The organism is Streptococcus sp. k-378, from assembly GCF_013277505.1.
Lineage (GTDB): Bacteria > Bacillota > Bacilli > Lactobacillales > Streptococcaceae > Streptococcus > Streptococcus pseudopneumoniae.
In genome coordinates this window covers 1-11,383 of the sequence record NZ_VMNC01000111.1, presented here as the reverse complement: position 1 = coordinate 11,383, position 11,383 = coordinate 1, and the positions used below count along the sequence as shown (strand labels likewise).

Here is an 11,383-nt window from a genome sequence, read left to right as displayed (position 1 = left end):
ACTGGCTTGAAGCCATAATCAAAAAGCAAACTAGGAAGCTAGCCGTAAGCTGTACTTGAGTACGGTAAGGCGACGCTGACGTGGTTTGAATTTGATTTTCGAAGAGTATTACTGCCCTTCATTTCTTATTAGCTGACTTTATGATATAATGAAAAACGAGGTAAATTGAATGAAAAGTATAAAATTAAATGCTCTATCTTACATGGGAATTCGTGTCTTGAATATTATTTTTCCCATCTTAACTGGAACCTACGTCGCGCGTGTCTTGGACCGAACTGACTATGGTTACTTCAACTCAGTCGACACTATTTTGTCATTTTTCTTACCCTTTGCGACTTATGGGGTCTATAACTACGGTTTACGAGCCATCAGTAATGTCAAGGATAACAAAAAAGATCTGAATAGAACCTTCTCCAGTCTTTTTTATTTGTGCATAGCTTGTACAATTTTGACCACTGCGGTCTATATCCTAGCCTATCCTCTCTTCTTTACAGATAATCCAATCGTCAAAAAGGTCTACCTTGTTATGGGGATTCAACTCATTGCCCAGATTTTTTCAATCGAATGGGTCAATGAAGCTCTGGAAAATTATAGTTTTCTCTTTTACAAAACTGCCTTCATCCGTATCCTGATGCTGGTCTCTATTTTCCTGTTTGTCAAAAATGAACACGATATTGTTGTCTATACACTTGTGATGAGTTTATCGACACTGATTAACTATCTGATTAGTTATTTTTGGATTAAAAGAGACATTAAGCTTGTTAAAATTCACATCAGTGATTTTAAACCGCTCTTTCTCCCTCTGACAGCCATGTTGGTCTTTGCTAATGCCAATATGCTCTTCACTTTTTTGGATCGTCTCTTCCTCGTTAAAACAGGGATTGATGTCAACGTTAGTTACTACACCATAGCTCAACGAATTGTGACCGTTATTGCTGGTGTTGTAACAGGAGCTATCGGAGTGAGTGTGCCTCGTCTTAGTTACTATCTAGGAAAAGGCGATAAGGAAGCCTATGTTTCTCTGGTTAATAGAGGTAGTCGAATCTTTAACTTCTTTATCATTCCACTCAGTTTCGGACTCATGGTTTTAGGACCAAATGCCATCCTACTTTACGGTAGTGAAAAATATATCGGAGGTGGCATCTTGACCTCTCTCTTCGCTTTTCGTACGATTATCCTGGCCTTAGATACCATTCTTGGTTCCCAAATTCTCTTTACCAATGGCTATGAAAAACGTATCACAGTCTATACAGTCTTTGCTGGGCTACTCAATTTGGGCTTAAATAGTCTCCTCTTTTTCAACCATATCGTGGCTCCTGAATACTACTTACTGACAACTATGTTATCAGAGGCCTCTCTACTTGTTTTCTATATCATTTTCATCCATAGAAAACAACTCATCCACTTGGGACATATCTTTAGCTATACTGTTCGATACTCTCTCTTTTCACTTTCCTTTGTAGCAATTTATTTCCTGATTAATTTCGTGTATCCTGTGGATATGGTCATTAATTTGCCATTTTTGATTAATACTGGTTTGATTATCTTGTTATCAGCTATCTCTTATATTAGTCTACTTGTTTTCACAAAAGATAGCATTTTCTATGAATTTTTAAACCATGTCCTAGCCTTAAAAAATAAATTCAAAAAATCATAGGAGTTTAAAATGAAACAACTAACCATTGAAGATGCCAAACAAATTGAATTAGAAATTTTGGATTATATTGATACTCTCTGTAAAAAGCACAATATCAACTATATTATTAACTACGGTACTCTGATTGGGGCGGTTCGACATGAGGGCTTTATCCCTTGGGACGACGATATTGATCTGTCCATGCCTAGAGAAGACTACCAACGATTTATTAACATTTTTCAAAAGGAAAAAAGCAAATATAAGCTCCTTTCCTTAGAAACTGATAAGAACTACTTTAACAACTTTATCAAAATAACCGACAGTACAACTAAAATTATTGATACTCGAAATACAAAAACCTATGAGTCTGGTGTTTTTATCGATATTTTCCCTATGGATCGCTTTGATGATCCTAAGGTCATTGATACTTGTTATAAACTGGAAAGCTTCAAACTTCTGTCTTTCAGTAAACATAAAAATATTGTCTATAAGGATAGCCTTTTAAAAGATTGGATACGAACAGCCTTTTGGTTGCTCCTTCGACCTGTTTCTCCTCGTTATTTCGCAAATAAAATCGAGAAAGAAATTCAAAAATATAGTCGTGAGAATGGGCAGTATATGGCTTTTATCCCTTCTAAATTTAAGGAGAAGGAAGTCTTCCCAAGTGGTACCTTCGATAAAACAATTGATCTCCCCTTTGAGAATTTAAGCCTTCCTGCACCTGAAAAATTTGATACTATTTTGACGCAATTTTATGGAGATTATATGACCTTGCCACCTGAAGAAAAACGCTTCTACAGTCATGAATTTCATGCCTACAAATTGGAGGATTAGAATGCAATATTTAGAAAAAGAAGAAATTAAAGAAATTCAACTAGCCCTGCTAGACTATATTGATGAGACTTGTAAGAAACATGATATTCCTTATTTTCTCAGTTATGGAACCATGCTTGGAGCCATCCGCCACAAAGGTATGATTCCTTGGGATGATGATATTGATATTTCTCTCTATCGTGAAGATTATGAGCGTTTACTGAAGATTATTGAAGCAGAAAATCACCCTCGCTACAAGGTTCTTTCCTACGATACTTCTTCTTGGTACTTCCATAATTTCGCATCGATTTTGGACACTTCTACTGTTATCGAAGACCATGTTAAGTACAAGCGTCATGATACCAGCCTTTTCATCGACGTCTTCCCAATTGATCGATTTACAGACTTGAGCATTGTCGACAAGAGTTATAAGTATGTAGCCCTTCGTCAACTGGCTTATATCAAAAAATCACGCGCAGTTCACGGTGATAGCAAATTAAAAGATTTTCTTAGATTATGTAGCTGGTATGCCCTCCGAGTGGTCAATCCCCGTTACTTTTACAAGAAAATTGATCAGCTAGTCAAAAATGCTACAACCAACTCTCCTCAATATGAAGGAGGAATTGGGATCGGTAAGGAAGGGATGAAAGAAATCTTCCCAGTTGATACCTTTAAAGAACTGATTTTGACTGAGTTTGAAGGTCGTATGTTGCCTGTGCCAAAAAAATATGACCAATTTTTAACCCAGATGTATGGGGATTATATGACACCACCATCAAAAGAAATGCAAGAATGGTATAGTCATAGCATTAAAGCTTATCGTAAAAACTGATTGAGGGCGACCATACAAACTACTAAGATAGAGGTTATTCAAAAACATAATTTTAGTAGAAAATGAAGTAAATATTCCTACAATAAAACGCATAATATCAAGGTTTTCAACACCTGATATTATGCGTTTTATAATTTTAAAGACTTTTTTCTATAGTAGATTGAAATAAGATACGAACAAATCAATTAGAAAATTCAAATTAATTTCTAGAAATATTTTAGTATTCCTGTGTACTGTTCTAAATTCAGTCTGCTATATCTTATTTTTCTATTTAAATCGCTTCTGTAACAAAGCTACGACTTTCAAGTACCTTAAGCATGGCATTAGCTGTATCTAGCGCTGTGAAGAGGGGCACCCCGTGTTCAATGGCTGAACGACGAATTTGCTCACCATCTTCGTCAGCAGTTCGTTTTGTTCCTACTGTGTTAATGATAGCTTGAATTCTTCCTTTGCGTACAAAACTTGGGATATCCTTATCGTCATCACCAATCTTACCAACAGGTTGGGCTTGCAAGCCATGACTAGCAAAGAAGGCTGCTGTCCCTTCTGTCGCAAGGATTCCATAACCAATGTTTTGGAAACGACGAGCCAAGTTCAAGGCTTCTTCTTTGGCATCATCAGCGATGGTAAAGACGACATTACCAAAAGTTGGCAAGTGTAGATAAGAAGCTTCAAAGGCTTTATAGAGAGCTTTTTCCAAAGTAGCATCAGAACCCATAACTTCACCTGTTGACTTCATTTCAGGACCGAGCAAGCTGTCTACCTTAGCTAGTTTGGTAAAGGAGAAGACAGGTGCCTTGATATGAACACGGGTGCTTTCAGGGTAAAGTCCATTTTGGTAGCCAAGTTCTGATAAACTTTGACCAAGAATGAGCTTGGTCGCTACTTGAGCCATAGGAATATTGGTTACCTTAGATAGGAATGGAACGGTACGGCTGGCACGTGGATTGACCTCAATAACGTAGACTTTTTCATCCTTGATAACAAACTGGATGTTCATCATTCCAAGGCAGTGAAGACCGATTGCTAAGCGTTTGGTGTAGTCTGCGATGGTCTCCTGAACCTTTTGCGACAAGGTTTGTGGTGGGTAAACAGCCATTGAGTCACCTGAGTGGACACCAGCACGTTCGATATGCTCCATGATACCAGGAATGAGTACATTTTTACCATCTGAAATGGCATCAACTTCGCACTCTTGCCCAACGATATAAGAGTCGACAAGAACTGGGTGGTCTGGACTAGCCTTAACAGCAGTTCGCATGTAAGAACGAAGGTCTTCTTCGTTTTCAACGATTTCCATGGCACGTCCACCAAGTACATAAGATGGGCGGACAAGAACTGGGAAGCCAATCTTGCGAGCTGCAAGAGCTGCTTCTTCTTCATTGGTAGCCGTTTGTCCTGGTGGCTGTGGAATATCCAATTCTTTGAGAGCTTGCTCGAAGAGGTCACGGTCTTCGGCACGGTCTAGGTCAGCAACCTGTGTACCAAGGATGGTCACACCTGCTTTTGCCAATGGCTCCGCAAGGTTGATGGCTGTTTGACCACCGAACTGAACGATAACTCCCTTTGGTTGTTCCAAGTCAATGACGTTCATAACATCTTCGAATGTCAATGGCTCAAAGTAAAGCTTATCTGATACAGAGAAGTCTGTTGAAACGGTCTCTGGGTTTGAGTTCATGATGATAGCTTCATAACCAGCTGCCTGGATAGCCTTAACAGAGTGAACGGTTGCGTAGTCAAACTCAACCCCTTGACCGATACGGATTGGACCTGAACCTAGGACAAGTACAGATTCTTTATCAGATCTGATAGATTCATTTTCCCAACCATAGGTTGAATAGAAATATGGCGTTTCAGAGTCGAACTCTGCCGCACAAGTGTCTACCATCTTATAAACTGGAACAATCTTGTTTTCCAAGCGAAGTTGGCGAACTTGATCATCAGTCGTTCCCCAGAGTTCAGCAATCTTACGGTCTGAGAAACCATTCAATTTTGCTGTTTTCAAAACTTCTAGATCTTGTGGATGAGCACCCAATTCTTGCTCAATTTCAAAGATATGCAAGAGTTTATCAAGATAGAAGATATCAATTTTTGTAAGCTCTGCAATTTCTTCAGGTGTGTAGCCACGACGAATGGCTTCTGATACGTAGAAGAGACGGTCATCTTGGGCTTTGACAACCTTTTCAATCAAGGCATCATCAGAAACTGCTGCAAGTTCAGGTATTTCATTGTGGTGCACCCCAATTTCAAGGGAGCGGCAGGCCTTGAGAAGAGATTCCTCGATGTTACGACCAATCGCCATGACTTCTCCAGTCGCCTTCATTTGTGTACCGAGACGGCGTTCACCCTTTTCAAACTTGTCAAATGGGAAACGTGGAATCTTGGCAACCACGTAGTCAAGGGCTGGTTCAAACATGGCATAGGTTGAACCTGTGACTGGGTTAATCACCTCATCCAAGGTCAAACCGACGGCAATCTTAGCAGCCAATTTGGCAATTGGGTAACCTGTCGCCTTAGAAGCAAGAGCTGACGAACGCGATACACGAGGGTTTACTTCGATGACATAATACTTGAAACTGTGTGGATCAAGGGCTAGCTGAACGTTACATCCACCTTCAATCTTGAGGGCACGAATGATGCTCAAGCTCGCGTCACGTAGCATTTGGTTTTCATAGTCTGACATGGTTTGCGCAGGGGCAAATACAATGGAATCCCCTGTGTGAATCCCAACTGGGTCAAAGTTTTCCATGTTACAAACAACCAAAGCATTGTCAGCTGAGTCACGCATGACTTCGTATTCGATTTCCTTGAAACCTGCAATCGAACGCTCAATCAAACATTGAGTGACAGGTGACAATTTCAAACCATTTTCAGCGATTTCACGCAATTCTTCCTCATTGGCACACATACCACCACCAGTACCACCAAGAGTAAAGGCTGGACGAACGATAACTGGGTAACCAATTGTCGCTGCAAAGGCAACTGCTTCTTCGACAGTGTTAACAATTTCAGATTCTGGAATTGGTTGGTTGAGCTCTTCCATCAATTGTTTAAAGAGGTCACGATCCTCCGCTTGGTCAATAGCAGATAATTTAGTTCCCAGAAGCTCAACACCAAGCTCATCAAGGATACCATTTTTAGACAATTCCATGGCCATATTAAGACCAGTTTGCCCACCAAGGGTTGGTAGCAAGGCATCTGGACGCTCCTTACGAAGAATACGTATCACAAACTCAAGTGTAATCGGTTCAATATAAACCTTGTCCGCAATCTCCTTGTCCGTCATGATGGTTGCAGGGTTTGAGTTAACCAAAACAACCTCATAACCTTCCTCTTTCAACGACAAGCAAGCCTGGGTCCCAGCATAGTCAAACTCAGCAGCCTGACCAATAATAATCGGACCAGAACCAATCACCATAATTTTTTGAATATCAGTACGTTTAAGCATATATAAGATATTAAGGGCGTCAAGCGGACAAAGCTAAAATAGGAGTTATGACGAAGAACTGTCAGTTCTAGGAATAACTATCTTTTTAGCACCGTCCGTAGCCCGTATTCAGTTCAGCAAATACGGAGCACCCTTCTCCTTTCTATTCGTCGCCTCACTGAGCGACATTAAATAAATTCTCCGACGAGCTTTTACTCGTTCTTAGTTTGATTGTTTAAAAGCTTCCATCATCTCGATAAACTCGTCGAATAGGTAGCTTGCGTCGTGTGGACCAGGAGCTGCATCTGGATGGTATTGGACAGAGAAAGCAGGTTGGTATCTGTGACGCACACCTTCAACTGACTTGTCATTGATTTCTTCGTGGGTGATAATCAAGTGTTCTGGCAAATCCTCACGGCTAACTGCATAGCCATGGTTTTGACTTGTAAAATCCACACGTCCAGTAGCAATTTCGCGTACCGCATGGTTGAATCCACGGTGACCAAACTTCATCTTGTAAGTCTTAGCCCCGTTTGCCATAGCAAAGAGTTGGTGCCCCATACAAATACCAAAAATTGGAATTTTTCCTTGTACACCACGAATCATATCCAGTGCTTGGGGAACATCTTCTGGATTTCCCGGTCCATTTGACAACATAACTCCGTCAGGGTTGAGATGGAGAATTTCTTCAGCCGTTGTTGAATAAGGAACGACTGTCACGTTACAGTTGCGCTTAGAGAGTTCACGTAAGATTGAGTGCTTGAGACCAAAGTCCACTAGCACTACGCTCAAACCAACTCCTGGAGCTGGATACGAAGTTTTAGTAGAAACCTGCTTGATATTGTCTGTCGGCAAGACTGTTGCTTGGAGCTGGTCCGTCACATGGTCCATACTGTCCCCAACATGGGTCAAGGTTGCACGCATGGTACCATGCTTACGGATAATCTTGGTAAGAGCACGTGTATCAATCCCTGAAATACCCGGAATTTTCTTGGCTTTCAAAAATTCATCCAAGGTCATTTGGTTGCGCCAGTTACTAGCTCTACGTGCTTCTTCGAAAACAACAACTCCCTTACAAGTTGGAATAATGGATTCGTAATCATCACGGTTAATTCCATAATTTCCCACCAAAGGATAAGTAAAGGTCAAGATTTGTCCATTATAAGACTGGTCTGTAATGGATTCTTGGTAGCCAGTCATCCCTGTATTAAAGACAATTTCACCAGTTACATCAATATCTGCTCCGAAGGCCTTACCTTCAAAAACTGTGCCATCTTCTAATACTAGAAGTCTTTTTATCATATTTTCACCTCTCGTGGACGCTCACTGGCGTCTTTTAACGTCTTGTGTTTTAGTTGGCGTTTCTACTCGCCAGTACGGATTCTAAGATTGCCATTCGAACAAAGACACCATTGGTCATTTGTTGGGCAATCCGTGATTTTGGTGCTTCAACCAAGTAATCTGCGATTTCTACATCACGATTGACTGGAGCTGGGTGCATGAGGATTGCTGTTTCTTTCAAACGGTCATAACGTTCTTGAGTCAAGCCATGTTGGGCATGGTAGTCTTCTTTTGAAAAGACAGCTCCACTATTATGGCGTTCATGTTGCACACGGAGAAACATCATAACATCCACCTGATTAATAATTTCATCAATGGCTACAAACTGTCCATAGTCTGCAAACTCTTGACTTCTCCATTCCTCAGGTCCAGCAAAGTAAAGTTCAGCTCCCAAGCGTTTCAAAATCTGCATATTGGATTTGGCAACGCGTGAGTGGTCCAAGTCACCTGCAATCGCAACCTTGAGACCCTCAAAGTGACCAAATTCCTCATAAATAGTCATCAAATCAAGCAAACTCTGGCTAGGGTGTTGACCCGAACCGTCTCCACCATTGATAATGGAAGTCGTAATCGTGGGACTTGCAATCAATTTTCTGTAATAGTCGACCTCTGGGTGGCGAATCACACAGACATCCACTCCTAAAGCAGACAGAGTCAAAATGGTATCATAAAGTGTTTCACCCTTATTGACTGAACTAGTCTTCACATCAAAGTCAAGTCGTTCCAATCCCAATTTAATCTCTGCCACTTCAAAGGACTTATGCGTCCGTGTAGAATCCTCAAAGAAAAGATTGGAAACAATCGGATGGTCTTCATAGGGAAGCTGGGCTCCATTTTTAAACTCAATTCCTCGCTTGATCAATTTCATGACTTGATCGACAGTGAGGTCTTCCATGGACACCACATGGTTCAATGCTTGTTGATTTTCTGACATGGCTACTCCTTTAGCTTTCTAAGCTTCTAGCTTTCTAAGCTTCTTCAGTAATCAGAACTCTGTCTTGGCCATCAAGTTCTGCCATCTCTACGATGATTTCTTCAGAACGACTGGTTGGGATATTCTTCCCAACGTAATCTGGACGGATTGGCAATTCTCTATGTCCACGATCGACTAGAACTGCTAAACTTACGCGCGCAGGACGACCATGACCTACAATATTATCAATAGCAGCACGGATGGTACGACCTGTATAAAGCACATCGTCCACCAAGATAACTTCGCGGTCTGTCACATCGACAGAAACCAAAGAAGTATCTTCTCCACTTTTAACATCATCACGGAAGGGTTTAGTATCCAATTCCACAACCGGAACTGAAAGGTTTTCTAGTTGCTCCAAACGTTCTTGGATACGATGGGCGATAAAGACACCGCGAGTTTTAATACCAGCCAAGACGATTTTATTCAAATCTTTGTTGCGTTCAATAATCTCATAAGTAATACGCGTAATCGCTCGTTTGACGGTCAATTCGTCTACAACTTCTTTTGTCTTCATGACAAACCTCCAAAAAGAAAAGTCTCCTTAAACAAGGAGACTTGAAATGTATAGCTAAGCAAGCCCTACTGCACACAGTATAGACTTCACCCTTCTACTTTATCGCGCTCCTTGCCTGCCTCACGGGACAAGTTTAAAGGAATATTTAGTTATCAATTACTATAGCACAAAGTAAGCTTAAAATCAAGCAAAAACTTTCGATCTTCCATCTTACAAATTGCTAAAATCATATAACTGTGGGTACTGGTCACACTCTGGATTTTTAGGATGACAAATGGCTCTTCCAAAATAAATCATGGCCTGATGAGCTGCTAACCACTGCTCAGGCGGCAAGATATCCATGACCCGCTTTTCCACCTCAAGTGGTGTCGCTGATTTTTTGACGATATCGTGGTGTTTGCAAATACGCTCCACATGAGTATCCACTGCAAAGGCTGGAATCCCAAATCCTACACTCATAACAACATTGGCTGTCTTGCGACCAACACCTGCCAAACTCTCCAATTCCTCACGTGTTTGAGGGACTTGACCATCAAAATCGTCTAGTAACTGTTGGGCACATTTTTTAAGGAATTTAGCCTTATTTCGATACAGTCCCAGTCGAGAAATGTGTGAAGCAATCTCACTCTCTGTTGCAACAGACATGGCTTGTGGCGTTGGAAAGGCAGCAAAGAGGCCTGGCGTAGCCTTATTTACCGCTGCATCCGTCGTCTGGGCTGACAACATGACCGCAACCAAGAGTTCAAAATGATTAGTGAAATCAAGACTGGGCTTGGTATCTGGAAAAAGAGCAATGATTTCTTCTAGCACCTTTCGTGCTCGTTTTTTTGACAAAACCATTATTCGTCTCCATCAAATAGTCCTTGTAAACCAGCAAAAGGACTGTTTTCTTCTTTCTTAACTGCTTGTTGAGCTTGGTATTCTTCTTCTGTCATGATTTGCCAGTCATTTCCTGAAACAAATCCTTGGCCAGCTTCTTCTTCAGCCGTCAAGACCTTGATAGGAATGTTTAGTAGGATATTGTCTGACACGCTCTCAGCAAGGTCAAGTTCTCCATTTTCGATAGGCAGGACCAAGTCATCGTCTAAAACTTCCTGATCTAGTTGGTTAGTTGCACCTTCCATGAAAACTTCCGTTACTGGATAAGATTCAACTAACTCAACTGGCTCCATACTACGACTTGAAGCAAGAACAATGGTATAAGATAGTTGATAATCTAAGAAATACATACGGTTTTCGTACTGTACTTTCCCAACTGCAAGGATATTTTTTACATCTAAAATTTCTTGATTACGTGCACGCAGGTCTGCGACTAGGTCTAACGTTTGTTCAAAATGCAAGCCTTCAGACTGCTTGCGTATCTCTTGAATATTTAATTTCATACTTCCTCCATAAAGATTTACTCTCTTGATTATACCATGAAAAGCCTACAAATCAACCCACCAAACTTTGTAATTAACATTCAAGTTTTTAATATGTCCACTATGATATTTTGTTTTTTAGTGCTATACTACATCAGAGCAAGGAGGATGCCCCTATGGAAGACAAAGAACTCGGTACTAATGCTTATCACTCGTATTTTAGAGCTTGGAATTTCCAGTTTTCTGTTGACAAAATTTCCTTAAAAGTATAGTATAAAGATACCAATACTCGGAGGTAAGGGAGACATGAACAACTAAGCCTATCAAATAAAAAACCTTTATTTAGTAGATCTTGTTTTTGTCTCTTTTTGTGTACTCTTTTATGCTCTTTTTCTGGCATTTTATACTCAATGAAAATCAAAGAGCAAACTAGGAAGCTAGCCGTAGGTTGCTCAAAACACTGTTTTAAGGTTGTAGATAAGA

At 40.6% G+C, this 11,383-nt stretch carries 10 protein-coding genes; 3 read left to right on the top strand and 7 right to left on the bottom strand.

Annotation, left to right across the window (positions count from 1 at the left end; all coding sequences use genetic code 11):
- The first annotated feature begins 169 nt into the window (after positions 1 to 169).
- From tacF to HT719_RS09840, 3 genes are read left to right on the top strand one after another with little or no spacing between them, the layout of a single operon-like run.
- Complete coding sequence (gene tacF / locus HT719_RS09850; protein WP_172929065.1) at positions 170 to 1,657, top strand: type IV teichoic acid flippase TacF; 1,488 nt, start codon at positions 170 to 172, stop codon at positions 1,655 to 1,657.
- 9 nt (positions 1,658 to 1,666) lie between these two features.
- Complete coding sequence (locus HT719_RS09845) at positions 1,667 to 2,470, top strand: phosphorylcholine transferase LicD (RefSeq protein ID WP_100104620.1); 804 nt, start codon at positions 1,667 to 1,669, stop codon at positions 2,468 to 2,470.
- A gap of 1 nt (position 2,471) precedes the next feature.
- A complete protein-coding gene (locus tag HT719_RS09840; protein ID WP_100104621.1) occupies positions 2,472 to 3,281 on the top strand; it encodes a phosphorylcholine transferase LicD in 810 nt (269 codons plus the stop codon).
- A 271-nt stretch (positions 3,282 to 3,552) separates the two neighbouring features.
- Here HT719_RS09840 and carB read toward each other — a convergent pair whose 3' ends face one another.
- The 7 genes from carB to HT719_RS11360 form a co-directional block, all read right to left on the bottom strand.
- The gene (carB, locus tag HT719_RS09835) at positions 3,553 to 6,729 is read right to left on the bottom strand and encodes a carbamoyl-phosphate synthase large subunit (RefSeq protein WP_172929063.1); all 3,177 of its coding nucleotides are present in this window, start codon (positions 6,727 to 6,729) and stop codon (positions 3,553 to 3,555) included.
- 201 nt (positions 6,730 to 6,930) lie between these two features.
- Positions 6,931 to 8,010, bottom strand: a complete 1,080-nt coding sequence (locus HT719_RS09830; RefSeq protein ID WP_000595946.1) for a carbamoyl phosphate synthase small subunit — start codon at positions 8,008 to 8,010, stop codon at positions 6,931 to 6,933.
- 49 nt (positions 8,011 to 8,059) lie between these two features.
- A complete protein-coding gene (locus HT719_RS09825) occupies positions 8,060 to 8,983 on the bottom strand; it encodes an aspartate carbamoyltransferase catalytic subunit (protein WP_172929061.1) in 924 nt (307 codons plus the stop codon).
- A 34-nt stretch (positions 8,984 to 9,017) separates the two neighbouring features.
- A complete protein-coding gene (pyrR, locus tag HT719_RS09820) occupies positions 9,018 to 9,539 on the bottom strand; it encodes a bifunctional pyr operon transcriptional regulator/uracil phosphoribosyltransferase PyrR (RefSeq protein ID WP_000850023.1) in 522 nt (173 codons plus the stop codon).
- 210 nt (positions 9,540 to 9,749) lie between these two features.
- Positions 9,750 to 10,379, bottom strand: coding sequence for an endonuclease III (nth, locus tag HT719_RS09815; RefSeq protein WP_172929060.1), 630 nt, complete (start codon positions 10,377 to 10,379; stop codon positions 9,750 to 9,752).
- Positions 10,379 to 10,921 (bottom strand): DUF177 domain-containing protein, encoded by a 543-nt coding sequence (locus HT719_RS09810; protein WP_023936535.1) that lies wholly within the window; start codon positions 10,919 to 10,921, stop codon positions 10,379 to 10,381. The genes nth and HT719_RS09810 overlap by 1 nt, the downstream gene beginning before the upstream one ends.
- Positions 10,922 to 11,108: 187 nt before the next feature.
- Positions 11,109 to 11,383: hypothetical protein (locus HT719_RS11360; protein WP_205380750.1), on the bottom strand; the 275-nt coding region annotated here is incomplete at its 5' end.